Origin of the sequence: Citrobacter sp. Ct235, assembly GCF_030332305.1 — a bacterium.
GTDB classification, from domain to species: domain Bacteria; phylum Pseudomonadota; class Gammaproteobacteria; order Enterobacterales; family Enterobacteriaceae; genus Citrobacter_A; species Citrobacter_A telavivensis.
On sequence record NZ_JAOWIC010000049.1, the window covers coordinates 1,088,885 to 1,114,973 of the forward strand.

The following is a 26,089-nucleotide window of genomic DNA, read 5'->3' on the forward strand; positions in this document are numbered from 1 at the left end:
CATTGTTCTTTCGTCTTTATACACCCTCTAAGGGTGGCAAAACTGACGAATGATGCAAGCGAAACATGCCGCCGACGGTATTCGGTTACCCGGGTAGCGCCTGTTTTTGCTGTTTCAGATCCTGCTCGATGCCGTCACGGACATCCTGTGGGATCTTCAACGCATCGCCCAGCGCGTTCAGGTAGCTACGTTCCATAAAGTGGTCGATGTCAATGGCGGCACAACTGAGGAAATAGATCTCCAGCGCTTCTTCCTCGTTGCGGATCCCCTGCGCCAGACGCTGTGGATCCAGCGGTTGTTCAATCGCCTGTTCGATGAATACGCGCCCCTGTTCTTCAACGCCCGCTTCACGTAGCTGCTGTTCGATTGCCGCCCGTTCTTTGGCGTCGATGTGACCGTCGCTTTTCGCCGCGAAAACCAGCGCCAGAATCAGGCGTTCGGTACGGACATCCAGCGGTGTGCTTTGCGCGCCAAACTGCGGTTCATCCTGATGAGCCGCGCGAACTTTATCCTTGTACTTGTTCCACAACACGCTACCCGCCACCGCGCCGCCACCGACCAACAGCGCACTGGTGCCGTATTTGCTGAGCAGTTTGCGGGAAGATTTGTTGGCGAGCAGTAACCCTGCCAGGCCACCCAGCGCACCGGGTACCAGCAGCTTACTTAATCCCTGTTCCCCCGAAGAGGACGAAGACGATCCGTTTTGCCCGAGAAGAGAGTGTAATTGATTAAGCCAGTTAGCCATTTTATCCCTCAAGTACTGACAATGAATTCTCAAAGCGTACCCGAGGGGATGTCAGGAAATGTCTGCCAGCGCTAAAGATGCGCAAATGTTCGCGCTATTGCTGGCGGTATTGCGCCGTGCCGGCCTTGCAGTCGACCTTCACCTGATAATGAATATCCGCGCTTTTTCCACGCACGGTCAGTGGCACCGTCCATTTCCCGTCCTGCCCTGTAATCTCTTTCGGATTAGCCCAGACAACCGGATCGGCCTGCCCCACCCGTTTTTGATCGTCTGCCCAGCGCACCACACGATTTTGCTGATAATCACGTTTCACACTTGCGGCAATGCCTGCCGCATCGAGACCCTCACACGGGGGGAATTTCACGGTTTTACTGTCAGTGTCCGCAGCAGACACCGACAGACTGGCGCCTAACAACAGCAGGCTGATTAACGCACCTTTTCTTTTCATACTTTTCCTTTACCCAATAGCACATTGATTCAGGAAAAAGCATGGTACAAAACGTCAGGAGCGCAAGTCAGATTCAGGCCGCCTGATTATCATCGTCGGCAGAGGCGTCGTTCTCAACCGCCTGCGGAGAAGGCAACTTACCGGTTTTGAGGATGGTACTCAGCACCTCTTTTTGTTCTGCCAGCCACAACGACAGCGCTTCACGCTGTTCGTCTTCCAGTGCTAACGGCGACTGTTCAAGCCAGGTGTCGAGCAGATCCGCCGTATCCAGCATCTTGTCATACGCATCGGCTTCCTTTTTGCTGGTAAATGACATTTTTTCCTCACCTTCCCGAATGACTACGTATTTAACTTCAACCGCCATGTTGCAGCCTCTCAATATTACTGTATTTATGTACAGTATATTCTATTTTACCGCTGAAATCAACCTGGCAATAAAGACAGACGCAAACGTTTTCGTATATACTGCGGCCAAATTTGTTGGGGGATATATTCATGACGTTATTAGGCACAGCGCTGCGTCCGGCAGCAACTCGGGTGATGTTATTGGGTTCAGGCGAACTGGGTAAAGAAGTGGCCATCGAGTGCCAACGCCTCGGCGTGGAAGTCATCGCGGTGGACCGGTATGCCGACGCGCCGGCAATGCACGTCGCGCATCGTTCACACGTCATCAATATGCTGGATGGCGACGCGCTTCGCCGCATCGTTGAGCTGGAAAAACCGCACTATATCGTACCGGAGATTGAAGCCATCGCCACGGACATGCTGGTGACGCTGGAACAGGAAGGGTTGAACGTCGTGCCCTGTGCACGTGCGACAAAGCTGACGATGAATCGTGAAGGTATCCGCCGTCTGGCGGCGGAAGAACTGGCGCTGCCCACCTCGACCTTCCGTTTCGCCGACAGCGAAGCCACCTTCCGCACCGCCGTGGCTGAAATCGGTTATCCCTGCATTGTCAAACCGGTGATGAGTTCTTCCGGCAAGGGGCAAAGCTTCATTCGTACTGAAGCGCAACTGACGCAGGCGTGGGACTACGCGCAACAGGGCGGTCGCGCGGGTGCAGGTCGGGTGATCGTTGAAGGCGTCGTGAAGTTTGATTTTGAAATTACCCTGCTCACCGTAAGCGCCGTCGACGGCGTCCACTTTTGCGCCCCGGTAGGTCATCGTCAGGAAGACGGAGATTATCGTGAATCCTGGCAGCCGCAGCAGATGAGCGCGCTGGCGCTGGAACGCGCTCAGGAAATTGCCCGTAAAGTGGTGTTATCTCTGGGAGGTCATGGTCTGTTTGGCGTGGAGCTGTTTGTCTGCGGTGATGAAGTTATTTTCAGCGAAGTCTCCCCTCGCCCGCACGATACCGGCATGGTGACGCTGATTTCTCAGGATCTGTCGGAGTTTGCCCTGCATGTGCGCGCCTTCCTTGGCCTGCCCGTGGGTGCCATTCGTCAGTATGGTCCGGCGGCCTCTGCGGTAATTTTACCGCGACTGACCAGTCAGGACGTGACGTTTGGCAATGTTCAGAACGCCGTCGGTGCCGGTTTGCAGGTTCGTTTCTTTGGTAAGCCGGAAATTGATGGAACGCGTCGCCTGGGTGTGGCGCTGGCAACGGCTGACAACGTTGATGAGGCGATTGAACGTGCGAAGAACGCGGCGGCACAGGTGAAAGTGGCAGGTTAAGGAACAGATCTGTAGGCCGGATAAGGCATTAGCGCCGCCATCCGGCAAAGCCCGATACTGGCGCTAACGCGTCTTATCGGGCTCACGGTTTACACGTTGATAGCTTACAGCTTCGCGCCTTCAACCGCTTCACGCGCCAGTTTGGTGATGCGATCGTAATCACCGGCTTCCAGCGCGTCGTTCGGCACCAGCCAGGAACCGCCGATGCACAGCACGCTTTTCAGCGCCAGGTAATCACGGTAGTTGGCCGGGGAGATGCCGCCAGTCGGGCAGAAACGCACCTGAGAGAATGGACCCGCAATAGCCTGCAGCGCTTTCGTACCGCCGTTAGCTTCTGCCGGGAAGAATTTGAACTCTTTCAAACCGTAGTCCATGCCCAGCATCAGTTCAGAAACGGTGCTGATGCCCGGGATCAGTGGGATTGTGCCTTCGGTTGCCGCTTTCAGCAGTGGCTCGGTCAGACCCGGGCTGATTGCGAACTGTGCACCGGCAGCGGTGACGTCTGCCAGTTGCTGCGGATTCAGCACCGTACCGGCTCCCACAATGGCTTCCGGAACTTCTTTGGCGATAGCACGGATAGCATCCATCGCGCAGGCGGTACGTAAGGTCACTTCCAGTACGCGCACCCCGCCCGCAACCAGCGCTTTTGCCATCGGCACCGCGTGTTCCAGTTTATTCACAACGATCACCGGGACTACCGGGCCGGTGGTCAGGATTGTTTCTGCACTTGTTTTCCAGTTTTTCATCAGAGTTCTTCTCTCGACTGATTACAAAATATGCCTTAAAAATGAATACAGGTTGCGCCCTGTTCCGCGCCGGACAACTTCTCACGCAGCGCGCTGAACATTTCACGCCCCGTTCCAATGCGCGATGCGCTCAGATCCGGGATGTGAGCCTGACGAGCGGCAAGCTCCGCCTCATCAACCAGCAGCGTCAATTCACCTGTCTGTCCGTTCACCCGAATAATGTCGCCATCGCGTACTTTTGCCAGCAAACCGCCATCATAAGCCTCCGGGGTGACATGGATGGCTGAAGGCACTTTACCGGAAGCACCGGAAAGTCGACCGTCGGTAACCAACGCAATTTTGAAACGACGGTCCAATAATACACCAAGTGGCGGCATGAGTTTATGTAATTCTGGCATTCCGTTCGCTTTTGGTCCCTGATGACGCACAACAACCACGCAGTCACGGTCCAGCAGACCCGCTTCAAAAGCCGGTAAAACATCATGCTGACTTTCAAAAACAATGGCCGGCGCTTCAATCACCTGATTCTCAACCGGTACAGCGGACGTTTTCATGACCGCACGACCGAGGTTACCGCTCAGCACTTTGGTGCCACCATGATGGGAGAACGGCTGGTCGAAAGAGGCAATCACATTGCTGTCCAGCGATTTGGCCGCGCCTTCACGCCAGTCAAGTTCGCCATTGTTCAGCCACGGCTCCAGGGTGTAGCGCTTCAGACCAAAGCCGGCCACCGTGTTGACGTCTTCATGCAGCAGACCCGCGTTCAGCAGTTCGCGCATCAGGACCGGAACGCCGCCCGCAGCCTGGAAGTGGTTAATATCCGCCGGACCGTTAGGATAGAGACGCGCCATCAGCGGCACGACGTCGGAGAGATCGGAGAAGTCATCCCAGTTAATCTGGATACCTGCAGCACGAGCCATCGCCACCAGGTGCATGGTGTGGTTTGTTGAACCGCCGGTCGCCAGCAGCGCGACAATCCCGTTCACCACCACTTTCTCATCAATCATTTTGCCGATTGGCATCCATTCGTTGCCGTTACCAGTCAGACGCGTCACCTGGCGCGCCGCTGCCGCCGTCAGCGCTTCACGCAGCGGGGCATCCGGGTGGACAAAAGAAGATCCCGGCAGTTGCATCCCCATGAACTCCACCACCATCTGGTTGGTGTTCGCGGTACCGTAGAACGTGCAGGTACCCGGCGCATGGTAGGAGGCCGCTTCAGATTCCAGCAGCGCCATACGGTCAACTTTACCTTCGGCATAGAGTTGACGAATACGGACTTTCTCTTTATTGGCCAGGCCGCTCGCCATCGGACCTGATGGCACGAAGATGGACGGCAGATGACCGAATGACAGCGCCGCCATCGCCAGACCCGGGACAATTTTGTCACAAACACCGAGGAACAGCGCGCCGTCGAACATGTTGTGGGACAGCCCGACCGCGGCGGACATCGCGATCACTTCGCGGCTTAGCAGCGAAAGCTCCATACCATCCTGACCCTGCGTCACGCCGTCGCACATTGCCGGAACGCCGCCCGCTACCTGCCCGACCGCGTTCGCGTCATGCAGCGCTTTGCGAATGATGTCCGGGTAATGTTCGTAGGGTTGATGTGCGGAGAGCATGTCATTGTAGGAGGTGATGATCGCAATATTGTTACGCAACATGCTTTTGAGAGAGGCTTTATCGTCTGGCTGGCAGGCCGCGAATCCGTGCGCCAGATTCCCGCATGCCAGTTGCGAACGGTGAACGGTTGAGGATTTAGCCTGTTCTATACGAGAGAGGTAGGCAGAACGGGTCTCACGGGAACGTTCGACAATACGTTGTGTTACGCGTAACAAATTAGGATTCATAGAAGCTCCTGAAATTTATCTGTCAGAGCGGTAGGTTTGGCAAGTTCATTTACTGTGGTTTAAAACACAGGAAACGCTTGTTAGCCGGAGCTCTGGGGCAAAATCGTTTCAGGCAGTGTAATAAAAAAAACCTCGTGGGTGAATCCACACGAGGCTTAAAAGTGCAAAAATTGTTCAACAATCTGTGTTAGATCATGTTACCGGTAAAATAACACGAAAGCGTTAGACGTTTTTTTACTCAAATTCGTTCCAGGAACGACCATCACGGGTAATCATCGCCACGGAAGCGACCGGTCCCCAGGTCCCTGCCTGATACGGTTTCGGCGCATCGTTATCCATCGCCCACGCTTCGGTGATGGAGTCGACCCACTTCCACGCCTCTTCCACTTCATCACGGCGTACAAACAGCGCCTGAATACCGCGCATGGTTTCCAGCAGCAGGCGCTCGTAAGCATCCGCCAGGTGCGTCTGATTGAAGGTTTCGGAGTAGCTCAGATCCAGCTTGGTAATTTGCAGGTTATGCTTGTGGTCAAGACCCGGGACTTTGTTCAGCACCTGAATATCCACGCCTTCATCCGGCTGCAGACGAATGGTCAGTTTGTTCTGCGGCAGATCCTGCCAGGACTCTTTGAACAGGTTTAGCTCAGGGGTTTTGAAATAAACCACAACCTCAGAGCATTTCGTCGGCAGACGCTTACCGGTACGCAGGTAGAACGGCACACCCGCCCAGCGCCAGTTATCAATGTCCACGCGGATAGCCACAAACGTTTCGGTGTTACTGCTCTTGTTCGCGCCCTCTTCTTCCAGGTAACCCGGCACTTTTTTGCCCTGCGCAAAGCCGGTGGTGTACTGACCGCGTACGGTCTTTTCGCGTACATTGGAACGATCAATGCGACGTAGCGACTTCAGTACCTTCACTTTTTCATCACGGATGGCGTCAGCGGTCAGATCCGACGGCGGCGACATCGCAATCATGCACAGAATTTGCAGCAGGTGGTTCTGGATCATGTCGCGCATCTGGCCGGCCTGGTCGAAATAGCCCCAGCGTCCTTCAATGCCCACCTCTTCTGCCACGGTGATTTCCACATGATCGATCGTGCGGTTATCCCAGTTATTCACAAACAGGGAGTTGGCAAAACGCAGCGCCAGCAGGTTCAGAACTGTCTCTTTCCCCAGATAGTGGTCAATACGGTAAACCTGGCACTCTTCAAAATACTCACCGACCTGATCGTTGATCTCGCGAGAGGTCGCCAGTGAAGTTCCGAGCGGTTTTTCCATCACTACGCGCGCCGGTTTGGCATTCAGTTTCGCTTCGCCGAGCCCCTTACAGATTGCGCCAAAAGTGCTTGGTGGCATAGCGAAGTAATTGATCGTAGTGCGATTTTTCTGATCAAGCATCTCTCCCAGACGGGTAAATGCCGCAGTGTCGTTCACGTCCAGATTGCAGAAATCCAGGCGAGCGCTCAGGGTGTCCCACAATCCTTCATCGATCTTCTCTTTCATGAAGGTTTCGAGCGCTTCGCGCACGACCTTCGTGTAGGCATCTTTGTCCCAGTCGGCACGGCCTACCCCAATAATGCGGGTATCCGGGTTGAGCTGACCGGCTTTTTCCAGTTGATACAGGGAAGGCAGCAATTTACGACGCGCAAGGTCGCCTTTCGCGCCGAAAATGACCAGGTCACATGCCTGGGCTGTTTGCGTTACCGCCATGTCATTCTCCTTAGTTAGCTATCCTGGTACTTTGCCAGGCATTACTTGTAATTTTATTACAGTGCACTGTACTGCTTTTACGTGATTCCGGAAACCGTAAACGCTTAACCCACCGTGCGGTTGGCGTTTAACGGCGCAAAATGGTCAAAAACGTCGTCGATTTGCGACGCATAACGTTGAGTCAAAACACGATGCTGATCATGTAATGAAAAAAAACAACAACTATTCTGACCATTTTGCCCCCTTCTCAGGTTAGCAGGGGTACTATCTACCAAAATTGCCTCTCGATTTCTTGTATTGCTGAAATCGTCATATCTTTGAGTCTACATCATGAATATGCTGGAAAAGATCCAGTCTCAGCTGGAACATTTGAGCAAATCTGAACGCAAAGTCGCCGATGTCATCATTGCCTCGCCTGAACGGGCCATCCATTGCAGTATTGCCACGCTTGCACAAGAAGCCGACGTCAGCGAACCGACGGTGAATCGCTTTTGTCGCAGCATGGAAACCCGTGGCTTCCCTGATTTTAAACTGCATCTGGCACAAAGTCTGGCAAATGGTACCCCTTATGTTAATCGTAATGTGGATGAAGATGACAGCGTCGAGTCCTATACGGGCAAAATTTTCGAATCGGCGATGGCCAGTCTTGACCACGTTCGCCAGTCGCTGGACAAATCGGCGATCAACCGCGCGGTGGATCTGCTGACGCAGGCAAAGAAAATCGCCTTCTTTGGGCTGGGGTCTTCTGCCGCCGTCGCGCATGATGCCATGAACAAGTTTTTCCGTTTCAACGTCCCGGTTATCTACTCCGACGACGTCGTTTTGCAACGAATGAGCTGTATGAATTGTAGCGACGATGACGTGGTGGTGCTGATTTCACACACTGGTCGCACCAAGAGTCTGGTCGAACTGGCACAACTTGCGCGTGAAAACGATGCCATGGTGATTGCGTTAACCTCCGCCGATACGCCGCTGGCACGTGAAGCAACGCTGGCAATTACCCTCGATGTGCCGGAAGATACTGACATTTATATGCCCATGGTCTCTCGACTTGCGCAGTTGACCGTGATAGATGTGCTGGCTACGGGATTTACTTTGCGTCGTGGGGCAAAATTCAGAGATAACTTGAAGCGTGTCAAAGAAGCGCTCAAGGAATCGCGTTTTGATAAAGAACTGCTCATCAAGAGTAATGACCGCTAACAGCAATAATAAGTCCGACTTAAATTCATCATCCGGTTTTGTTCGCTATGCTTTGTAGACCCTAAATAATTCGCGTTGCAGGAAGGCGGCAACGCAGCGAATCCCCAGAAGCTGACTTAAGGTAGTGACTGGAGTGAGCGAGGAAGCCAACGCACAGGCAACGTGAAGTATGGCGGGTGTAGAAGGTTTTCAGAACGACCGGTTTATTGTTCACGCAACACCTAGTTGTTTCAGTCAACGGAGTATTACATGTCCAGAAGGCTTCGCAGAACCAAAATCGTTACGACATTAGGCCCGGCTACTGACCGCGATAACAATCTTGAGAAGATTATCGCCGCTGGCGCTAACGTCGTACGAATGAATTTCTCTCACGGTTCGCCAGAAGATCATAAAATGCGCGCGGATAAAGTTCGTGAGATAGCTGCCAAACTGGGACGCCACGTGGCCATTCTGGGTGACCTCCAGGGGCCAAAAATTCGCGTCTCTACCTTTAAAGAAGGCAAAGTATTCCTCAACATCGGTGACAAATTTCTCCTGGATGCCAACCTGGGTAAAGGTGAAGGCGACAAAGAAAAAGTCGGTATTGACTACAAAGGTCTGCCGGCAGACGTGGTACCTGGCGATATTCTGCTGCTCGACGATGGACGCGTGCAGTTAAAAGTGCTGGAAGTTCAGGGCATGAAAGTGTTCACGGAAGTGACCGTGGGCGGCCCGCTTTCCAATAACAAAGGCATTAACAAACTGGGTGGCGGTCTTTCCGCAGAAGCCCTGACCGAAAAAGACAAAGCCGACATCGTTACCGCCGCCCTGATTGGCGTTGACTACCTGGCGGTCTCTTTCCCGCGCTGCGGTGAAGATCTGAACTACGCTCGCCGCCTGGCGCGCGATGCAGGCTGCGATGCCAAAATTGTGGCAAAAGTTGAGCGTGCTGAAGCGGTCTGCGATCAGAATGCGATGGATGATATCATTCTGGCCTCTGACGTGGTGATGGTCGCACGTGGCGATCTCGGCGTTGAAATTGGCGATCCGGAACTGGTCGGCATCCAGAAGGCTCTGATTCGTCGTGCACGTCAGTTGAACCGTGCCGTGATTACCGCGACCCAGATGATGGAGTCGATGATTACCAACCCAATGCCGACCCGTGCGGAAGTGATGGACGTCGCAAACGCCGTGCTGGATGGTACCGATGCGGTCATGCTGTCAGCCGAGACGGCCGCAGGCCAGTACCCGGCGGAGACCGTCGCGGCGATGGCTCGCGTCTGCCTGGGTGCAGAAAAAATCCCCAGCATCAACGTCTCTAAACACCGTCTGGATATTCAATTCGACAATGTTGAAGAAGCGATTGCAATGTCCGCCATGTATGCAGCGAACCACCTGAAAGGGGTTACCGCGATCATTACCATGACCGAATCCGGTCGTACTGCGCTGATGACCTCTCGCATCAGTTCTGGCCTGCCGATTTTCGCCATGTCCCGACATGAGCGTACGCTGAACCTGACCTCGCTTTACCGTGGCGTTACGCCGGTCTATTTCGACAGCGCGGCGGATGGCGTTGTCGCGGCAAGCGAAGCGGTGAATCTGCTGCGTGACAAAGGCTACCTGGTATCAGGCGATCTGGTTATCGTGACTCAGGGTGACGTGATGAGCACCATCGGTTCGACCAATACTACGCGTATTCTGACCGTCGAGTAATTGTCTACTGATGCAAAAGGCCTCTCTTCCGAGAGGCCTTTTTTATTTGAGAGGGTAGAGATCTTTGCGCTTATAAGGCTGGATTTCACCCGGTTTTCGGGTCTTCAGCAGTTTCAGGATCCAGGTATATTGCTCGGGATGCGGGCCAACAAAAATTTCCACCTCTTCGTTCATTCGCCGGGCAATGGTGTTGTCGTCTGCGGTTAACAGATCGTCCATCGGCGGGCGCACCTGAATCGTCAACCGATGAGTATCACCGTTGTACAGCGGGAACAGCGGGATCACGCGCGCACGGCACACTTTCATCAGTCGACCAATGGCAGGTAGCGTCGCTTTATAGGTGGCAAAGAAATCAACAAATTCGCTGTGCTCAGGACCATGATCCTGATCCGGCAGATAATATCCCCAGTAACCCTGTCGTACGGACTGGATAAACGGTTTAATGCCGTCATTACGTGCATGCAAACGACCGCCAAAGCGTCGACGAACCGTGTTCCAGACGTAATCAAACACCGGATTTCCCTGATTATGGAACATTGCTGCCATCTTCTGTCCCTGTGATGCCATCAGCATCGCCGGAATATCCACGCCCCAACCGTGCGGCACCAGGAAGATCACCTTCTCATTGTTGCGACGCATCTCCTCGATGATTTCAAGGCCTTCCCAGTCAACGCGCGACTGTATTTTCTCCGGGCCGCGAATCGCCAGTTCCGCCATCATCACCATGGCCTGCGGCGCAGTAGAAAACATGGCATCGACGATAGCCTCGCGTTCGGCTTCGCTACGCTCAGGAAAACATAAGGACAGGTTGATCAGCGCCCGACGACGCGAGCTTTTACCCAGACGTCCGGCAAAACGGCCCAGTTTCGCCAGCAGCGGGTCGCGAAAAGACGCAGGCGTTAAGGCAATACCCGCCATCGCCGCGACGCCCAGCCAGGCGCCCCAGTAGCGTGGATGGCGAAAAGACTTCTCAAACTCAGGGATGTACTCAATGTTATTCTTTTTTGTTTCCATGCTTATCCAGTGCCTGATGACGCGAAAAGTAAATCTGATGATAGTGTAGCGGCGCACCCTGCCGCGCACAAAATAAAAAAGCCGGCACACGCGCTGCGTACCGGCTTTAACGTCAGGAGTGATTAATCGAAGCGTAACTGCGGCAGAACCTCTTTCACCTGCGCCAGGTAATCGGTACGATCTTTACCGGTCAGACCTTCGGTACGCGGCAGCTTCGCCGTCAGCGGGTTAACCGCCTGCTGGTTGATCCACACTTCATAGTGCAGATGCGGACCGGTAGAACGCCCGGTGTTACCGGAGAGCGCGATACGATCACCACGTTTGACCTTCTGTCCTGGTTTCACCAGCAGCTTACGCAGGTGCATGTAGCGCGTGGTATAGGTACGACCATGACGAACCGCCACATAATACCCAGCCGCCCCACTGCGCTTCGCCACGACGACTTCACCGTCACCCACGGACAGCACCGGCGTCCCCTGCGGCATCGCAAAATCCACACCTCTGTGCGGCGCGACACGTCCGGTAACCGGGTTAGCTCGACGCGGGTTGAAGTTAGACGAAATGCGGAACTGTTTCGCCGTCGGGAAACGCAGGAAACCTTTCGCCAGCCCGGTACCGTTGCGGTCATAGAACTTACCGTCTTCGGCACGGATAGCGTAGTAATCTTTACCTTCTGAACGCAGCCGCACGCCCAGCAACTGGCTCTGCTCGCGCTTGCCGTCCAGCATTTCGCGGGACATCAGCACGGAGAACTCATCGCCTTTTTTCAGTTTGCGGAAGTCCATCTGCCACTGCATCGCTTTGATCACCGCACTGATTTCCGCGCTGGTCAGCCCGGCATCTTTCGCACTGGCCACGAAGCTGTTGCCGACGGTTCCTTTCATCAGGCTGTTTACCCAGTCACCCTGCTGCGTTTCAGCGCTCATCTTAAAGCCGTTCGCCGCAGTACGGTCATAGGTACGGGTTTCACGACGCGACATTTCCCAGGTCAGACGCTGTAAATCGCCGTCGGCGGTCAGCGTCCAGGAGAGCTGTTGACCAATCTTCAGATTACGCAGTTCTTTATCGGAGGCGGCAAGCTGGGTGATATCCCCCATATCAATGCCGTACTGATTCAGAATGCTGCTGAGGGTATCACCCGTCGAAACAACATATTCATGAACGCCCGCTTCCCCTGAGGTTTTGTCGTCCAGCTCATCCTGAGGAATGGCTTCATCTTCCTGTGCAGCCTGATCGATAGGCTCGCTGGCCTCCGGGAGCAGTGAACGAATTTCGCTCTTCTCCAGTTCGATCGTTTTAACAATGGGGGTGGATTCCGGGTGATAAACATAAGGCCGCCAGACGGCAACGGCCAGTGTCAGAACAGTAAGCGACCCCAACATGACGCGATGGGGTCTTGGCAGATTATTAAATGCCAGGGCGACAGAGCGGGCTATCTGTTGCACGTATTCACTTCCTCATTAATCTCCTTTCAGGCAGCTCGCATACTGGTTCGCTAGTTGGTTCAAGAACGCTGAATAGCTCGTTTTACCCAGTTTGATATTTGTCCCGAGGGGATCCAACGTTCCCATTCGAACGGATGTCCCTCTCGCAACGGCTTCAACGACCGCTGGCCTGAACTGTGGCTCAGCAAAAACGCAGGTTGCTTTTTGCTCAACCAACTGTGTTCTTATTTCATGTAAACGCTGCGCACCAGGCTGTATCTCAGGGTTGACGGTAAAATGACCCAGCGGAGTGAGTCCGTAGTGTTTTTCGTAATAGCCATAGGCGTCGTGAAAAACGAAATAGCCTTTACCCTTGAGCGGTGCGAGCTCGTTACCGACCTGCTTATCGGTTGCGGCTAATTGTGCCTCAAAATCCTTCAGGTTGGCGTCAAGTTTGGCTCGACTTTGCGGCATAAGTTCCACTAATTTTTCATGGATTGCAACCGCTGAGGCCCGCGCTATCTCTGGGGAAAGCCAAAGATGCATGTTGTAATCACCATGATGGTGATGCGCATCACCTTTTTCGGCGTGCCCATGATCGTGGTCATGGTCGTCATCATCATCATCAGCCCCTTTCATGAGCAACGGTTTCACATCTTTAAGCTGCGCAATCGTTACCTGTTTAGCTTCGGGAATATTACTGACGGACTTTTCCATGAACGCTTCCATCTCAGGTCCAATCCAGACAACTAAGTCCGCGCCCTGTAAGCGTTTTACGTCAGATGGACGCAGTGAATAGTCATGTTCGGATGCCCCATCCGGAAGTAAGACTTGTGTATCCGTGACGCCATCAGCAATGGCAGAAGCAATGAACCCTATTGGCTTAAGAGAGGCGACAACAGCGGCATTTGCCGCCTGTGTTGCACTGCCCCAAAGAGCGGCGGATAATGCAGCGAAAAGAAGCGTATTTTTATGTAACATAATGCGACCAATCATCGTAATGAATGTGAGAAATGTGATATTATAACATTCTATAACTTCTGCAAGACTAAAATTGACATGACGACTTTGGTTTCACTGGAAAATGTCTCGGTCTCTTTCGGTCAGCGCCGCGTCCTTTCTGACGTGTCGCTCGAACTGAGACCCGGAAAAATTTTAACGCTGCTCGGCCCAAATGGTGCCGGGAAGTCAACGCTGGTTCGGGTCGTCCTCGGGCTGGTAGCCCCGAATGAAGGGGTGATCAAGCGTAACGGCAAGCTGCGAATTGGCTACGTTCCGCAGAAATTGTATCTTGATACCACCCTGCCGCTCACCGTCAGTCGTTTCCTGCGCCTGCGCCCCGGAACGAAGAAAGATGACATCCTGCCAGCTCTGAAGCGCGTGCAGGCCGGGCATCTGATTGACGCGCCGATGCAAAAGCTCTCCGGAGGAGAAACGCAGCGCGTACTTTTAGCGCGCGCGCTCCTCAACCAGCCGCAACTTCTGGTGCTTGATGAACCCACTCAGGGCGTGGATGTCAACGGCCAGGTCGCGCTGTATGACCTTATCGATCAGCTACGTCGCGAACTGGATTGCGCCGTGCTGATGGTGTCTCATGACCTGCATCTGGTGATGGCAAAAACGGACGAAGTGTTGTGTCTGAACCATCATATTTGCTGTTCAGGCACCCCTGAAATCGTTTCCATGCACCCGGAATTTATCTCGATGTTCGGCCCTCGCGGCGCGGAACAGCTGGGGATTTATCGTCATCATCATAATCATCGCCACGATCTACAGGGTCGTATTGTGTTGCGCCGGGGAAATGGTCACTCATGATTGAATTATTACTGCCTGGCTGGTTAGCCGGGATCATGCTGGCCTGTGCGGCAGGTCCGCTGGGTTCGTTCGTCGTCTGGCGTCGGATGTCCTATTTTGGCGATACGCTGGCGCATGCGTCGCTGCTTGGCGTCGCCTTCGGTTTGTTGCTGGATGTGAATCCTTTCTATGCGGTCATTGCCGTCACGCTGATGCTGGCGGCGGGTCTGGTGTGGCTGGAGAAACGCCCTCACCTCGCCATTGATACACTGCTTGGCATTATGGCGCACAGTGCGCTGTCGCTGGGTCTGGTGGTGGTCAGCCTGATGTCAAATATTCGCGTGGATCTGATGGCCTACCTGTTTGGCGATCTGCTGGCCGTGACGCCGGACGATTTGATCTCTATCGCCATTGGCGTGGTTGTCGTGCTGGCAATCCTCTTCTGGCAATGGCGCAATCTGCTGTCGATGACCATCAGCCCCGATCTGGCGTTTGTTGACGGCGTGAAGTTGCAGCGCGTGAAGCTGCTGTTGATGCTGGTCACCGCCTTAACCATTGGCGTGGCGATGAAGTTCGTCGGGGCGCTGATCATTACCTCGTTGCTGATTATCCCTGCGGCCACGGCGCGTCGTTTTGCCCGTACGCCGGAGCAGATGGCGAGCGTTGCGGTAGGGATTGGGATGATAGCGGTTACAGGCGGGCTGACCTTCTCGGCCTTCTACGATACCCCTGCGGGTCCGTCAGTCGTGCTGTGCGCCGCAGTGCTGTTTATTTTCAGTATGATGAAGAAGCAGGCTCAGTGAACCGGTGAGACGCCGGATGGCGGCTGCGCCTTATCCGGCCTACAACATCGAGTAGGCCTGATAAGCGAAGCGCCATCAGGCCTAATAATTACGGCATTTCCGGCGGCGTAATACCAAAGTGATTCCAGGCGCGCACTGTCGCCATTCTTCCGCGCGGCGTGCGTTGCAAAAAGCCTTGCTGAATCAGATACGGCTCCAGCACATCCTCAATCGTTTCACGCTCTTCGCCGATGGCCGCCGCCAGGTTATCCAGCCCGACCGGCCCGCCAAAGAATTTGTCGATCACCGCCAGCAGCAGCTTGCGGTCCATGTAATCAAACCCTTCGGCATCAACGTTCAGCATATCCAGCGCCTGCGCGGCAATATCAGCGGAAATGGTGCCGTCATGTTTCACTTCGGCAAAATCCCGCACGCGTCTGAGCAGGCGGTTAGCGATACGCGGCGTTCCTCGTGCACGACGCGCCACCTCCAGCGCCCCCTCATCGCTCATCTCCAGGCCCATAAAGCGCGCGCTGCGGCCAACGATATACTGAAGATCTGGCACCTGATAAAACTCCAGACGCTGCACAATACCGAAACGATCGCGCAGCGGTGAGGTCAGTGAACCCGCGCGAGTCGTCGCGCCAATCAGGGTAAACGGCGGCAGGTCGATTTTAATCGAGCGCGCCGCCGGTCCTTCACCAATCATAATATCCAACTGATAATCTTCCATCGCCGGATAGAGCACCTCTTCCACCACCGGTGACAGCCGGTGGATCTCATCGATAAACAATACGTCGTGGGGCTCAAGGTTGGTCAGCATCGCGGCCAGATCGCCCGCTTTTTCCAGCACCGGGCCGGACGTGGTGCGCAGATTGACGCCCATTTCATTGGCAACGATGTTGGCAAGCGTGGTTTTCCCCAGACCGGGAGGACCAAAAATCAGCAGGTGGTCTAGTGCATCGCCACGCAGTTTTGCCGCCTGGATGAAAATCTCCATCTGCGAGCGCACCTGCGGTTGACCGATGTACTCTTCGAGTAGTTTCGGGCGAATGGCACGATCGGCAACCTCTTCGGGGAGGGTGGCAACTGCCGAAATCAGGCGATCTGCTTCTATCATCCTTTACCTCATAACGCGGCGCGCAGGGCTTCGCGTATCAGTGTTTCACTGCTGGCATCCGGGCGAGCGATTTTACTCACCATGCGGCTGGCTTCCTGTGGTTTATAGCCCAGCGCCACCAGCGCCGCAACCGCTTCCTGTTCAGCATCGTCCGACGTCGGACTCGCTGGCGAGGTCAGCACCAGATCGGCGGCTGGCGTAAAGAGATCGCCATGCAGGCCTTTAAATCGGTCTTTCATTTCAACAATCAGTCGTTCAGCGGTCTTTTTGCCGATGCCTGGCAACTTGACAAGTGCGCCCAGCTCTTCACGTTCGACAGCGTTAACAAACTGCTGTGCGGACATCCCGGACAGGATGGCCAGCGCCAGTTTTGGCCCGACGCCGTTGGTTTTGATGAGCTCTTTGAACAGCGTGCGCTCTTGTTTATTGTTAAACCCGTACAGCAGTTGTGCGTCTTCACGCACCACGAAGTGGGTAAAGACAACGGCTTCTTTTCCGGATTCCGGGAGCTCATAAAAACAGGTCATTGGCATATGCACTTCATAGCCAACGCCGCCCACTTCGAGTAACACCAGCGGGGGTTGTTTTTCCAGAATGATGCCTCTGAGTCTGCCTATCACGTTACGCTCCTGCGTTGGGCCGAAAGTAAAGCCGTATCATAAAAAAAGGCTGGATAAATATCCAGCCTCATTTGTTATTATCGCAAGCGACCTCGCGCCAGATTAAGCCTGGATTCACTCACTTGCATCGCATTCTGACTGACGTGGCAGTGGGTAATGGCGATGGCCAGCGCATCTGCCGCATCCGCCTGTGGATTCGCTGGCAGTTTCAGCAAGGTTCGCACCATGTGCTGCACCTGGCTTTTCTCTGCACTACCAATACCGACTACCGTCTGCTTCACCTGACGTGCCGCGTACTCAAATACCGGCAGTTCCTGGTTGACCGCCGCCACAATCGCCACCCCGCGAGCCTGCCCCAGCTTAAGCGCAGAATCGGCGTTCTTCGCCATAAACACCTGCTCGATGGCAAAGTAGTCGGGCTGAAACTGGGTGATGATTTCCGTCACGCCGGCATAAATCAGCTTAAGGCGCAACGGAAGATCGTCGACTTTGGTACGAATGCAGCCACTGCCGAGATACGTCAGTTGTCTGCCTGTCTGACGAATCACGCCGTAACCGGTAATGCGGGAGCCCGGATCAATACCGAGAATGATGGACATCACGCGCCTCCGGTGGTAACGGGGTTAAGCCACATCATTCTAATGTAGCGGCAACCTCATCAGAGATCTCACCGTTATGGTAAACTTCCTGCACGTCATCACAGTCTTCCAGCATATCGATCAGACGCATCAGTTTCGGTGCGGTTTCCGCATCCATGTCTGCTTTAGTTGATGGGATCATAGAGACTTCAGCGCTGTCGGCTTTCAGCCCAGCCGCTTCTAAAGCGTCACGCACTTTACCCATTTCTTCCCATGCCGTGTAGACGTCAATTGCCCCATCATCAAAGGTCACAACGTCTTCCGCACCCGCTTCCAGTGCCGCTTCCATGATCGCGTCTTCATCCCCTTTTTCGAAGGAGATCACGCCCTTTTTGCTGAACAGGTAGGAAACAGAACCATCCGTCCCCAGGTTACCGCCAGTTTTGCTGAAGGCGTGGCGCACTTCGGCAACGGTACGGTTACGGTTGTCAGACAGGCATTCAATCATGACCGCCGTGCCGCCAGGGCCGTAGCCTTCATAGATGATGGTTTCCATGTTCGCATCATCATCACCGCCCACGCCGCGTGCGATTGCACGGTTCAGAGTGTCACGGGTCATGTTGTTAGCCAGCGCTTTGTCGACTGCCGCACGCAGACGCGGGTTCGCATCCGGATCGCCGCCGCCCAGTTTTGCTGCCGTCACCAGCTCACGAATGATCTTGGTGAAGATTTTGCCGCGCTTAGCATCCTGCGCCGCTTTACGATGTCTGGTGTTGGCCCATTTACTATGACCTGCCATAAATATTTCCTCAAAAAGCATGCCTTCTCAGGCGATGTTAATTACAAATTCTTCAATCGCCTGCCGGTTGCTCCATGACTTGGTGAGTGCCGCGGCAGCGGGCGCATCAAGCCACTGGTAGGCCAGATGTTCGCTAAAAACGATCTGACGCTCGTGCGGCAGCGCAAGGCAGAACCAGGATTCTGTGTTGCGCACCACACCCGGAGCATAGCGATGACGTAAATGTGAAAAAATTTCAAACTCCACCGTGCGCTGACAGTCAATTAAGGTCAGTTGCTCAGACGCAACGTCAATGGCGACCTCTTCCTTTACTTCGCGCATGGCGGCCTGCGACGCGGTCTCTCCCTCTTCCACACTGCCAGTCACCGACTGCCAGAATTCAGGATCGTCGCGTCGCTGCAACATCAGCACCCGTTTCGTATCCTGGGCAAAAATCACGACCAGGACAGAAACAGGACGCTTATACACTTTATCCTTCACGCCGCCTCTTTGTTGGCTGCCTTCGTTCATCCCATTCACAGAGTTATCTATGCTCATGGGAATTCACTCAGTTGCCGCCGCGATGCAGCGCGAATGATTCCGTGTATATCTGCCATATCAGTTTTTCTCTTCCTTTTTCACCACGGCGATACCCAGCTCAGCCAGGGCCGCCTGGTTCGCAACGCTCGGCGCTTCAGTCATCAGACAGGCCGCAGCGGTGGTTTTCGGGAAGGCGATAACGTCACGAATATTATCGGTGCCGGTCAGCAGCATGGTCAAACGGTCAAGACCGAATGCCAGACCTGCGTGCGGCGGCGTACCGTATTTCAGCGCGTCTAACAGGAAGCCAAACTTCTCACGCTGTTCCTGTTCATTGATGCCCAGAATGCCAAAAACGGTCTGCTGCATTTCACCGCTGTGAATACGCACGGAACCGCCGCCCACTTCGTAGCCGTTGATGACCATATCGTAGGCGTTCGCCACCGCGTCCTCCGGTGCCGCTTTCAGTTCGCTCGCGGTCATGTCTTTCGGTGAGGTGAACGGATGGTGCATCGCGGTCAGACCGCCTTCGCCGTCGTCTTCAAACATCGGGAAGTCGATGACCCACAGCGGTGCCCATTTGGTTTCGTCAGTCAGGCCCAGGTCTTTGCCCAGTTTGAGACGCAGCGCGCCCATAGAGTCGGCAACCACTTTCTTGTTGTCCGCGCCGAAGAAAATCATATCGCCGTCTTGCGCAGCGGTACGATCCAGAATGGCTTCCACGATTTCAGCGTTCAGGAACTTGGCAACAGGGCTGGTGATCCCTTCCAGACCTTTCGCGCGCTCGGTGACTTTAATGTAAGCCAGACCTTTCGCACCGTAGATCTTAATGAAGTTACCGTAGTCGTCGATCTGCTTACGACTCAGAGCGGCACCACCCGGTACGCGCAGCGCAGCGACGCGTCCTTTCGGATCGTTTGCCGGGCCGGAGAAGACCGCGAATTCGACGGCTTTCAGCAGGTCAGCAACATCCACCAGTTCCATCGGGTTACGCAGATCCGGTTTGTCGGAACCATAACGGCGTTCGGCCTCGGCAAAGGTCATGACGGGGAAGTCGCCCAGTTCCACGCCTTTCACATCATTCCACACGCTGCGCACCAGCGCTTCCATCACTTCACGCACCTGCTCGGCAGTCATGAAGGACGTTTCCACATCGATCTGGGTAAATTCTGGCTGACGGTCAGCACGCAGGTCTTCGTCGCGGAAGCATTTGACTATCTGATAGTAGCGGTCAAAACCGGACATCATCAGCAGCTGTTTGAACAACTGTGGAGACTGCGGCAGCGCGTAGAATTTACCTTTGTGCACACGCGAAGGCACCAGATAGTCACGCGCACCTTCCGGCGTGGCTTTGGTCAGCATCGGGGTTTCGATGTCGAGGAAACCGTGATCGTCCATAAAGCGGCGCACCAGGCTTGTGATCTTCGCACGGGTTTTCAGGCGTTGAGCCATTTCCGGGCGACGCAGATCCAGATAGCGGTACTTCAGACGCGCTTCTTCAGTGTTCACGTGGTTGGAGTCAAGCGGTAGTGATTCAGCACGGTTGATGATCGTCAGCGAAGAAGCCAACACTTCGATTTCGCCCGTTGCCATCTCGCCATTGACGTTTTTCTCGTCACGTGCACGCACGGTGCCCGTCACCTGGATGCAGAACTCATTACGCAGTTCAGAGGCCAGCTTTAACGCGTCCGCACGATCCGGATCGAAAAACACCTGCACGATACCTTCGCGATCGCGCATGTCGATGAAGATCAGGCTACCAAGATCACGACGACGGTTGACCCAACCACACAGAGTCACCTGCTGCCCCACGTGGGACAAACGGAGCTGTCCGCAATATTCTGTACGCATGAGATATCCCTTAATTAGCCGCAGGCGGATTGTCGCCTGTCTTGCAGGCCACGATGTCGCAGCTTTAACTGTATGTCACAACTGAATGAAAAAGGCGGCTATTATACTGGAAATTCTGCCGCACGATAAGTCCGGTACTGACTGTACGCCTGTTTCCTGGACGGGCCTTGCGAATTCTCACAAAAAATAACAAAAATTGTCGCTCCTTACACACGCAATCGCGATTAAGGTGTAACGGAATCTTGATTTTGACGGGAGTTACCATGTTACAACTGAACGCTAAAACGACAGCCCTGGTCATTATTGACCTGCAGGAAGGGATCCTGCCCTTCGCCGGCGGCCCTCATTCAGCCAATGACGTGGTGGCGCGCGCCGCGCGACTGGCGCAGACATTTCGTGCTAAAGGCTCTCCGGTGGTGATGGTCCGCGTGGGCTGGTCTGACGATTACGCCGAAGCGCTCAAACAGCCCGTTGACGCACAGGCACCGGCTAAAGCGCTACCGGAAAACTGGTGGACGTATCCAAAGGCGCTGGGCAAAGCCGACAGCGATCTGGAAGTCACCAAACGCCAGTGGGGCGCATTCTATGGCACAGACCTGGAGCTTCAGTTACGCCGTCGCGGTATCGACACCATCGTGCTGTGCGGGATTTCGACCAACATCGGCGTCGAGTCCACCGCGCGTAACGCCTGGGAGCTGGGCTTTAGCCTGGTGATTGCCGAAGACGCCTGCAGTGCCGCCAGCGCCGAACAGCATCAGAACAGCCTGACCCACATCTTCCCTCGCATTGCGCGCGTGCGCCGTGCAGAAGAGATCGTCAACGCCTTATGATCTACATTGGCCTGCCGCAATGGTCGCACCCGAAGTGGGTGCGTCTTGGCATTACGGGTCTTGAAGAGTATGCCCGTCACTTTAACTGTGTGGAGGGCAACACCACGCTGTACGCGCTGCCAAAAGCGGAGATTGTTGCACGCTGGCACGCGCAAACGACCGATGCGTTCCGTTTCTGCTTTAAATTTCCGGCGACCATTTCTCATCAGGCAGCCCTGCGCAACTGCGATGATTTGCTCCACGAATTTCTGACCCGGATGTCACCGCTGGAAACCCGCATTGGTCAGTACTGGCTGCAATTGCCCGCCCGCTTTGGTCCACGCGATCTCCCTGCCCTCTGGCATTTTCTCGATGCCTTGCCGCAGACGTTTACCTACGGCGTCGAGGTGCGCCACCCAGAGTTTTTCGCCAAAAGCGACGCGGAACAGCAGCTCAATAGCGGGCTGCATCAGCGCGGAGTCAATCGGGTGATCCTCGACAGTCGTCCGGTACACGCGGCCCTTGCGCATAATGAAGCCATCCGTGATGCCCAACGCAAGAAACCGAAGCTGCCGGTGCATGCCGTCGTCACCGCGAACCATCCGCTGGTGCGCTTTATCGGCAGCGATGACATGCGGCAAAACCGGGAATTTTTTGCCGCATGGCTAAAAAAATTACCGCTCTGGGAGCAAACCTCCACGCCGTATCTTTTTTTACATACTCCGGATATCGCGCAGGCTCCGGAACTGGTCGACACCTTGTGGCAGGACTTACGTACCGCCTTACCGGACATCGGAACTGCTCCGTCCATTCCACAGCAATCTTCTCTTTTCTGAAATTGCCACCTATCATAGACAGTGCCATCAGCCATTTTAAAGGGAGTTTGTATGGTAAGCGCGCTGTATGCCGTTTTGGGTGCGTTGTTGTTGATGAAGTTTTCTTTTGACGTTGTCCGCCTGCGGATGCAATACCGCGTTGCCTATGGCGACGGCGGCTTCAGTGAACTCCAGACCGCCATCCGCATTCATGGTAATGCGGTGGAATACATTCCCGTCGCGTTAGTGCTGTTGCTGTTTATGGAAATGAACGGCGCAGAAACCTGGATGGTGCACATTTGCGGCATTATTCTGCTCGTGGGTCGGCTGATGCATTATTACGGTTTCCACCACCGTCTGTTCCGCTGGCGTCGCTCAGGCATGAGCGCCACCTGGTGCGCGTTGCTGCTGATGGTGTTGGCGAACCTTTGGTATATGCCGTGGGAGTTGGTTTTCTCCCTGCATTAGCGCACAATACGCCACTTTATTTTTCCCGGATTTTTACGTTATGTCTCACCGCGACACGCTTTTTTCTGCGCCAATCGCCAGCCTGGGCGACTGGACTTTCGATGAACGGGTAGCCGAAGTCTTCCCGGATATGATCCAACGTTCTGTCCCCGGCTATTCCAATATTATCTCGATGATTGGCATGCTTGCCGAACGCTTTGTGCAGCCGGATACGCAGGTTTACGACCTGGGCTGTTCGCTGGGTGCAGCGACGCTCTCTGTGCGTCGCAATATTCATCATGAAAACTGCAAAATTATCGCCGTTGATAACTCCCCGGCGATGATCGAACGCTGCCGCCGTCATATCGATGCTTACAAGGCGCCGACACCCGTCGAGGTCGTGGAAGGCGACATCCGCACGATTACCCTCGAGAACGCCTCAATGGTGGTACTGAATTTTACCCTGCAATTCCTTGAGCCACCGGAGCGCCAGGCGTTGTTGGATAAGATTTATCAGGGGCTGAATCCGGGCGGTGCGTTGGTACTGTCGGAAAAATTCAGCTTTGAAGATGCACAAGTCGGTGAACTGCTGTTCAACATGCATCACGACTTCAAGCGGGCAAACGGCTACAGCGAACTGGAGATCAGCCAGAAGCGCAGCATGCTGGAAAATGTGATGCTGACCGATTCGGTCGAAACCCACAAGGCGCGCCTGCGCCAGGCCGGTTTTGAGCACAGCGAACTGTGGTTCCAGTGCTTTAACTTTGGCTCCCTGGTGGCGCTAAAAGCCGGGGCGAACGCATGATCGACTTTGGTAACTTCTATCAGCTGATTGCCAAAAATCATCTTGCCCACTGGCTGGAAACACTGCCCGCGCAGATAGCCACCTGGCAGCGCGATCAGCACGGTCTCTTCAGGCAGTGGTCAAACGCGGTGGAATTTCTGCCGGAACTGACGCCGTATCGTCTGGACTTATTGCACAGCGTGACGGCGGAAAGTGAAGAGCCGCTAAGCCCAGGGCAACTCAAGCGTATCGATACCCTGATGCGAAATCTGATGCCGTGGCGTAAAGGGCCGTACTCGCTGTATGGCGTGAACATTGATACCGAATGGCGCTCCGACTGGAAATGGGATCGCGTGCTGCCACATTTATCAGACCTGACCGGGCGTACAATTCTGGATGTCGGCTGCGGTAGCGGCTACCACATGTGGCGCATGATTGGCGCGGGGGCACATCTGGCCGTCGGCATTGACCCAACACAACTGTTCCTGTGCCAGTTTGAAGCGGTGCGTAAACTGTTGGGTGACGATCAGCGTGCGCATCTGCTGCCGCTGGGCATAGAACAACTGCCAGCGCTGAATGCGTTTGATACCGTCTTTTCGATGGGGGTGCTTTACCATCGCCGCTCCCCGCTGGAGCATCTCTGGCAGTTGAAAGATCAACTGGTGAAAGACGGTGAACTGGTGCTTGAAACCCTGGTGGTGGAAGGCGACGAAAACACCGTACTGGTGCCGGGCGACCGCTACGCGCAGATGCGTAACGTCTATTTCATCCCTTCCGCACTGGCGCTTAAAAACTGGCTGGAGAAATGCGGCTTTGTCGATGTTCGCATCGCAGATGTTTGCATCACCTCAACCGAAGAGCAGCGTCGTACCGAGTGGATGGTTACCGAATCGCTGGCCGACTTCCTCGACCCGAACGATCACAGCAAAACCGTTGAAGGTTACCCTGCCCCGTTACGCGCGGTATTGATTGCACGTAAACCGTGATGTTGTGGGTCGTAGGCCGGATAAGGCGTTAGCCGCATCCGGCGTTTTGCCGGAGGCGCTTCGCTTATCCGACCTACGGTTTCTGATGGAATAAGGTCCTTTCTCCAAAATAGTTCGGTTTGCAACAAGGCGGCGACACAGCGAATCCCTGGGAGCTTACCTAAGTAAGTGACCGGGGTGAGCGCGGAAAGCCAACACAGTTGCAGGCCGAAATATGCAGGAGAAAGATAAAAAAAGGCCCCTGTTGAATGGGCAGGGGCCTGGTACGAGCAAGCATCATATTGGGCGACATGATGCAACGGTAAAATCATTTGGCCTGATGGCGAACCATGATTCCTTTCATTTCAGCAACCGACTTGCCGTCTACCGCATAGCGGGAATATTCATCCGCTTGCTTATCTGTCGACATTGACAGACCCTGATTGCGATAACGCATCGGCGAAGCCATCAGGGTTCCGGCGGAGCTATGTACTTCCCGTACCCCGACATCCAGGAAACGCGACAGATTTTCTGCGCGAACCCCCGCTCCGGCCATAATGATTGGAGCACCGGGTTGAGCAATAAGTTCCAAAATATTTGCTAAACCTTGCACTGCATCAGATTTTTGCCCCGACGTCAGCACTCTGGCGATCCCCAATTCTGCGAGATTCTTCAGTGCATTTAACGGATTAGCACACATGTCAAAGGCGCGATGGAAGGTCACGGCCAGTGGACCCGCTGCAGCCATAATCTGCTGCATACGCGGCATATCGACATGACCATCAGGGTCAAGAATCCCCGTCACCAGTCCAGGAAAACCCAGTTCACGCACGGTCCGGACATCATCCAGCATCGCAGCGAACTCGCCGTCGGTATAACAAAAATCCCCACCGCGTGGACGGATGATCGGATGTACAGGAATCGTCACCGCCTGACGGACCGAGCGTAACACGCCCAGTGACGGCGTTAAGCCCCCCTCCTTTGGCGCGGCGCACAGTTCAATGCGGTCCGCACCGTTTTGCTGCGCCGTGAGCGCGCACTCCATGCTGTAACAACAGATTTCCAACAATGCCATATTCACTCCTGTTGCTGTTCGCTAGCGACAATCGCCTCAATCGACCACGGGTGGAACTTGACGGTCACCTTCCCGTCAGTGACCGCCAGCGTCGGGTTCGACAGTCGTTCATGTTCCCCTTTCGGTGAACTGGTTTTCACAAAAATGCCCGGCTGGCTCAGCCCGTCATCCGAAAGCAGCGCCAGCGCGCGCGCGTTCAGGGTTTCAGGGGAGCCCGGCAGGACGATTTCAATATGTTCCCACCCTTCATGAGGATACCGCTTTTCTCCGGGCCACGGCAGTTCCACCACACAAAAACGCCAGTGCGCGACGCACACCGGCTCATGCAGTTTAAACAGGCAAATCGGTCTGCCGTTGATGGTATTTTCCGACAGCAGCTCACCACACTGTTCAAATCCGCGGCGCCAGCGTTCGGCAGTGGCATCCTGATGACAGCGCAAAGAAATGTGATCGGCCTCAAGCGGTGAAACATCCAGACCGAGGCGAGTGGAAAGTTCTGTGAACGACTGAGTGAATCGCGGTAAATCTGCGGAAATATCATGCAGTTCGTCAATGGTCTGCCAGTTCGCCATAATAGGAGCTCTTATCGGTGTACAAAGCCGCTAATTTACTCTGTTGGCCTCTCGCAACC

Annotated in this window: 27 protein-coding genes; 10 read left to right on the forward strand and 17 right to left on the reverse strand. The window is 54.6% G+C overall.

What is annotated here, in order from left to right; genetic code table 11:
* Nucleotides 1-85: 85 nt before the first annotated feature.
* From OGY35_RS22290 to yebG, 3 genes are all read right to left on the reverse strand, one after another.
* Nucleotides 86-745 carry a tellurite resistance TerB family protein gene (locus OGY35_RS22290; RefSeq protein ID WP_195504578.1) on the reverse strand — a complete coding sequence of 220 codons (660 nt, stop codon included), beginning with the start codon at nt 743-745 and terminating at the stop codon, nt 86-88.
* A gap of 94 nt (nt 746-839) precedes the next feature.
* Nucleotides 840-1,193, reverse strand: coding sequence for a protein YebF (yebF, locus tag OGY35_RS22295; RefSeq protein WP_286633480.1), 354 nt, complete (start codon nt 1,191-1,193; stop codon nt 840-842).
* A gap of 73 nt (nt 1,194-1,266) precedes the next feature.
* Nucleotides 1,267-1,557, reverse strand: a complete 291-nt coding sequence (gene yebG, locus OGY35_RS22300; RefSeq protein ID WP_286633481.1) for a DNA damage-inducible protein YebG — start codon at nt 1,555-1,557, stop codon at nt 1,267-1,269.
* 131 nt (nt 1,558-1,688) lie between these two features.
* Between yebG and purT the strand changes: the two genes are divergently transcribed.
* The gene (purT, locus tag OGY35_RS22305; RefSeq protein ID WP_286633482.1) at nt 1,689-2,867 is read left to right on the forward strand and encodes a formate-dependent phosphoribosylglycinamide formyltransferase; all 1,179 of its coding nucleotides are present in this window, start codon (nt 1,689-1,691) and stop codon (nt 2,865-2,867) included.
* 104 nt (nt 2,868-2,971) lie between these two features.
* Here the strand turns inward: purT and kdgA are convergent, their stop codons facing one another.
* The 3 genes from kdgA to zwf all read right to left on the reverse strand — a co-directional run bounded on the left by kdgA (nt 2,972) and on the right by zwf (nt 7,170).
* Nucleotides 2,972-3,613: a bifunctional 4-hydroxy-2-oxoglutarate aldolase/2-dehydro-3-deoxy-phosphogluconate aldolase gene (kdgA, locus tag OGY35_RS22310; RefSeq protein ID WP_152404129.1), complete on the reverse strand. Its 642-nt coding sequence runs from the start codon at nt 3,611-3,613 to the stop codon at nt 2,972-2,974.
* A 35-nt stretch (nt 3,614-3,648) separates the two neighbouring features.
* Nucleotides 3,649-5,460 carry a phosphogluconate dehydratase gene (gene edd, locus OGY35_RS22315; RefSeq protein ID WP_152404128.1) on the reverse strand — a complete coding sequence of 604 codons (1,812 nt, stop codon included), beginning with the start codon at nt 5,458-5,460 and terminating at the stop codon, nt 3,649-3,651.
* 234 nt (nt 5,461-5,694) lie between these two features.
* Nucleotides 5,695-7,170 carry a glucose-6-phosphate dehydrogenase gene (zwf, locus tag OGY35_RS22320; protein WP_152404126.1) on the reverse strand — a complete coding sequence of 492 codons (1,476 nt, stop codon included), beginning with the start codon at nt 7,168-7,170 and terminating at the stop codon, nt 5,695-5,697.
* A gap of 330 nt (nt 7,171-7,500) precedes the next feature.
* On the opposite strand from zwf, the gene OGY35_RS22325 reads away from it, so the two are divergent.
* Together OGY35_RS22325 and pyk are read left to right on the forward strand one after the other, a co-directional pair.
* Nucleotides 7,501-8,370 (forward strand): MurR/RpiR family transcriptional regulator, encoded by an 870-nt coding sequence (locus OGY35_RS22325; protein ID WP_286633483.1) that lies wholly within the window; start codon nt 7,501-7,503, stop codon nt 8,368-8,370.
* Nucleotides 8,371-8,619: 249 nt separating this feature from the next.
* Complete coding sequence (gene pyk, locus OGY35_RS22330; RefSeq protein ID WP_152404122.1) at nt 8,620-10,062, forward strand: pyruvate kinase; 1,443 nt, start codon at nt 8,620-8,622, stop codon at nt 10,060-10,062.
* A gap of 42 nt (nt 10,063-10,104) precedes the next feature.
* Here pyk and lpxM read toward each other — a convergent pair whose 3' ends face one another.
* The 3 genes from lpxM to znuA form a co-directional block, all read right to left on the reverse strand.
* On the reverse strand, nt 10,105-11,076 hold the full coding sequence (gene lpxM / locus OGY35_RS22335) for a lauroyl-Kdo(2)-lipid IV(A) myristoyltransferase (protein ID WP_152404120.1): 972 nt from the start codon (nt 11,074-11,076) through the stop codon (nt 10,105-10,107).
* 122 nt (nt 11,077-11,198) lie between these two features.
* Nucleotides 11,199-12,521 (reverse strand): murein DD-endopeptidase MepM, encoded by a 1,323-nt coding sequence (gene mepM, locus OGY35_RS22340; protein ID WP_052746907.1) that lies wholly within the window; start codon nt 12,519-12,521, stop codon nt 11,199-11,201.
* 15 nt (nt 12,522-12,536) lie between these two features.
* The gene (znuA, locus tag OGY35_RS22345) at nt 12,537-13,481 is read right to left on the reverse strand and encodes a zinc ABC transporter substrate-binding protein ZnuA (protein ID WP_286633484.1); all 945 of its coding nucleotides are present in this window, start codon (nt 13,479-13,481) and stop codon (nt 12,537-12,539) included.
* A 78-nt stretch (nt 13,482-13,559) separates the two neighbouring features.
* Between znuA and znuC the strand changes: the two genes are divergently transcribed.
* Both znuC and znuB read left to right on the forward strand, forming a co-directional pair.
* On the forward strand, nt 13,560-14,315 hold the full coding sequence (znuC, locus tag OGY35_RS22350; protein ID WP_178824456.1) for a zinc ABC transporter ATP-binding protein ZnuC: 756 nt from the start codon (nt 13,560-13,562) through the stop codon (nt 14,313-14,315).
* Entirely contained in the window at nt 14,312-15,097 is a 786-nt protein-coding gene (znuB, locus tag OGY35_RS22355) for a zinc ABC transporter permease subunit ZnuB (RefSeq protein WP_286633486.1), read from the forward strand. Before znuC ends, znuB begins: the two co-directional genes overlap by 4 nt.
* 88 nt (nt 15,098-15,185) lie before the next feature.
* On the opposite strand, the gene ruvB is transcribed toward znuB, so the two are convergent.
* The 6 genes from ruvB to aspS all read right to left on the reverse strand — a co-directional run bounded on the left by ruvB (nt 15,186) and on the right by aspS (nt 20,563).
* Nucleotides 15,186-16,196 (reverse strand): Holliday junction branch migration DNA helicase RuvB, encoded by a 1,011-nt coding sequence (gene ruvB / locus OGY35_RS22360; protein WP_152404113.1) that lies wholly within the window; start codon nt 16,194-16,196, stop codon nt 15,186-15,188.
* 8 nt (nt 16,197-16,204) lie between these two features.
* A complete protein-coding gene (gene ruvA / locus OGY35_RS22365) occupies nt 16,205-16,816 on the reverse strand; it encodes a Holliday junction branch migration protein RuvA (RefSeq protein ID WP_152404111.1) in 612 nt (203 codons plus the stop codon).
* Nucleotides 16,817-16,893: 77 nt separating this feature from the next.
* Nucleotides 16,894-17,415 carry a crossover junction endodeoxyribonuclease RuvC gene (ruvC, locus tag OGY35_RS22370; protein ID WP_286633487.1) on the reverse strand — a complete coding sequence of 174 codons (522 nt, stop codon included), beginning with the start codon at nt 17,413-17,415 and terminating at the stop codon, nt 16,894-16,896.
* Between the two features lie 34 nt (nt 17,416-17,449).
* Nucleotides 17,450-18,193, reverse strand: a complete 744-nt coding sequence (locus OGY35_RS22375) for a YebC/PmpR family DNA-binding transcriptional regulator (RefSeq protein ID WP_152404107.1) — start codon at nt 18,191-18,193, stop codon at nt 17,450-17,452.
* A gap of 27 nt (nt 18,194-18,220) precedes the next feature.
* Nucleotides 18,221-18,673, reverse strand: coding sequence for a dihydroneopterin triphosphate diphosphatase (gene nudB, locus OGY35_RS22380; protein WP_286633731.1), 453 nt, complete (start codon nt 18,671-18,673; stop codon nt 18,221-18,223).
* Between the two features lie 117 nt (nt 18,674-18,790).
* The gene (gene aspS / locus OGY35_RS22385; RefSeq protein ID WP_286633488.1) at nt 18,791-20,563 is read right to left on the reverse strand and encodes an aspartate--tRNA ligase; all 1,773 of its coding nucleotides are present in this window, start codon (nt 20,561-20,563) and stop codon (nt 18,791-18,793) included.
* 263 nt (nt 20,564-20,826) lie between these two features.
* Here aspS and OGY35_RS22390 point away from each other — a divergent pair, with 263 nt between their 5' ends.
* The 5 genes from OGY35_RS22390 to cmoB are packed head-to-tail and all read left to right on the forward strand — an operon-like array spanning nt 20,827 to nt 24,404.
* Nucleotides 20,827-21,393, forward strand: a complete 567-nt coding sequence (locus OGY35_RS22390) for a hydrolase (RefSeq protein ID WP_152404103.1) — start codon at nt 20,827-20,829, stop codon at nt 21,391-21,393.
* The gene (locus OGY35_RS22395; protein WP_178826647.1) at nt 21,390-22,208 is read left to right on the forward strand and encodes a DUF72 domain-containing protein; all 819 of its coding nucleotides are present in this window, start codon (nt 21,390-21,392) and stop codon (nt 22,206-22,208) included. Before OGY35_RS22390 ends, OGY35_RS22395 begins: the two co-directional genes overlap by 4 nt.
* Before the next feature lie 51 nt (nt 22,209-22,259).
* Entirely contained in the window at nt 22,260-22,655 is a 396-nt protein-coding gene (locus OGY35_RS22400; RefSeq protein WP_042318401.1) for an MAPEG family protein, read from the forward strand.
* Between the two features lie 40 nt (nt 22,656-22,695).
* Complete coding sequence (gene cmoA, locus OGY35_RS22405; RefSeq protein WP_286633489.1) at nt 22,696-23,439, forward strand: carboxy-S-adenosyl-L-methionine synthase CmoA; 744 nt, start codon at nt 22,696-22,698, stop codon at nt 23,437-23,439.
* Nucleotides 23,436-24,404, forward strand: coding sequence for a tRNA 5-methoxyuridine(34)/uridine 5-oxyacetic acid(34) synthase CmoB (gene cmoB, locus OGY35_RS22410; protein WP_286633490.1), 969 nt, complete (start codon nt 23,436-23,438; stop codon nt 24,402-24,404). Before cmoA ends, cmoB begins: the two co-directional genes overlap by 4 nt.
* Nucleotides 24,405-24,711: 307 nt before the next feature.
* Here cmoB and cutC read toward each other — a convergent pair whose 3' ends face one another.
* Entirely contained in the window at nt 24,712-25,458 is a 747-nt protein-coding gene (gene cutC / locus OGY35_RS22415) for a copper homeostasis protein CutC (RefSeq protein WP_152404095.1), read from the reverse strand.
* Between the two features lie 2 nt (nt 25,459-25,460).
* A complete protein-coding gene (locus OGY35_RS22420; RefSeq protein ID WP_286633491.1) occupies nt 25,461-26,030 on the reverse strand; it encodes a VOC family protein in 570 nt (189 codons plus the stop codon).
* Between the last annotated feature and the right edge of the window lie 59 nt (nt 26,031-26,089).

Excerpts from the sequence above, each read along its gene's own strand:
- OGY35_RS22290 (WP_195504578.1), bottom strand. The coding sequence starts at position 745 with ATGGCTAACTGGCTTAATCAATTACACTCTCTTCTCGGGCAAAACGGA.
- yebF (WP_286633480.1), bottom strand. The coding sequence starts at position 1,193 with ATGAAAAGAAAAGGTGCGTTAATCAGCCTGCTGTTGTTAGGCGCCAGT.
- yebG (WP_286633481.1), bottom strand. The coding sequence starts at position 1,557 with ATGGCGGTTGAAGTTAAATACGTAGTCATTCGGGAAGGTGAGGAAAAA.
- purT (WP_286633482.1), top strand. The coding sequence starts at position 1,689 with ATGACGTTATTAGGCACAGCGCTGCGTCCGGCAGCAACTCGGGTGATG.
- kdgA (WP_152404129.1), bottom strand. The coding sequence starts at position 3,613 with ATGAAAAACTGGAAAACAAGTGCAGAAACAATCCTGACCACCGGCCCG.
- edd (WP_152404128.1), bottom strand. The coding sequence starts at position 5,460 with ATGAATCCTAATTTGTTACGCGTAACACAACGTATTGTCGAACGTTCC.
- zwf (WP_152404126.1), bottom strand. The coding sequence starts at position 7,170 with ATGGCGGTAACGCAAACAGCCCAGGCATGTGACCTGGTCATTTTCGGC.
- OGY35_RS22325 (WP_286633483.1), top strand. The coding sequence starts at position 7,501 with ATGAATATGCTGGAAAAGATCCAGTCTCAGCTGGAACATTTGAGCAAA.
- pyk (WP_152404122.1), top strand. The coding sequence starts at position 8,620 with ATGTCCAGAAGGCTTCGCAGAACCAAAATCGTTACGACATTAGGCCCG.
- lpxM (WP_152404120.1), bottom strand. The coding sequence starts at position 11,076 with ATGGAAACAAAAAAGAATAACATTGAGTACATCCCTGAGTTTGAGAAG.
- znuA (WP_286633484.1), bottom strand. The coding sequence starts at position 13,481 with ATGTTACATAAAAATACGCTTCTTTTCGCTGCATTATCCGCCGCTCTT.
- znuC (WP_178824456.1), top strand. The coding sequence starts at position 13,560 with ATGACGACTTTGGTTTCACTGGAAAATGTCTCGGTCTCTTTCGGTCAG.
- znuB (WP_286633486.1), top strand. The coding sequence starts at position 14,312 with ATGATTGAATTATTACTGCCTGGCTGGTTAGCCGGGATCATGCTGGCC.
- ruvB (WP_152404113.1), bottom strand. The coding sequence starts at position 16,196 with ATGATAGAAGCAGATCGCCTGATTTCGGCAGTTGCCACCCTCCCCGAA.
- ruvC (WP_286633487.1), bottom strand. The coding sequence starts at position 17,415 with ATGTCCATCATTCTCGGTATTGATCCGGGCTCCCGCATTACCGGTTAC.
- OGY35_RS22375 (WP_152404107.1), bottom strand. The coding sequence starts at position 18,193 with ATGGCAGGTCATAGTAAATGGGCCAACACCAGACATCGTAAAGCGGCG.
- aspS (WP_286633488.1), bottom strand. The coding sequence starts at position 20,563 with ATGCGTACAGAATATTGCGGACAGCTCCGTTTGTCCCACGTGGGGCAG.
- OGY35_RS22390 (WP_152404103.1), top strand. The coding sequence starts at position 20,827 with ATGTTACAACTGAACGCTAAAACGACAGCCCTGGTCATTATTGACCTG.
- OGY35_RS22395 (WP_178826647.1), top strand. The coding sequence starts at position 21,390 with ATGATCTACATTGGCCTGCCGCAATGGTCGCACCCGAAGTGGGTGCGT.
- OGY35_RS22400 (WP_042318401.1), top strand. The coding sequence starts at position 22,260 with ATGGTAAGCGCGCTGTATGCCGTTTTGGGTGCGTTGTTGTTGATGAAG.
- cmoA (WP_286633489.1), top strand. The coding sequence starts at position 22,696 with ATGTCTCACCGCGACACGCTTTTTTCTGCGCCAATCGCCAGCCTGGGC.
- cmoB (WP_286633490.1), top strand. The coding sequence starts at position 23,436 with ATGATCGACTTTGGTAACTTCTATCAGCTGATTGCCAAAAATCATCTT.
- cutC (WP_152404095.1), bottom strand. The coding sequence starts at position 25,458 with ATGGCATTGTTGGAAATCTGTTGTTACAGCATGGAGTGCGCGCTCACG.
- OGY35_RS22420 (WP_286633491.1), bottom strand. The coding sequence starts at position 26,030 with ATGGCGAACTGGCAGACCATTGACGAACTGCATGATATTTCCGCAGAT.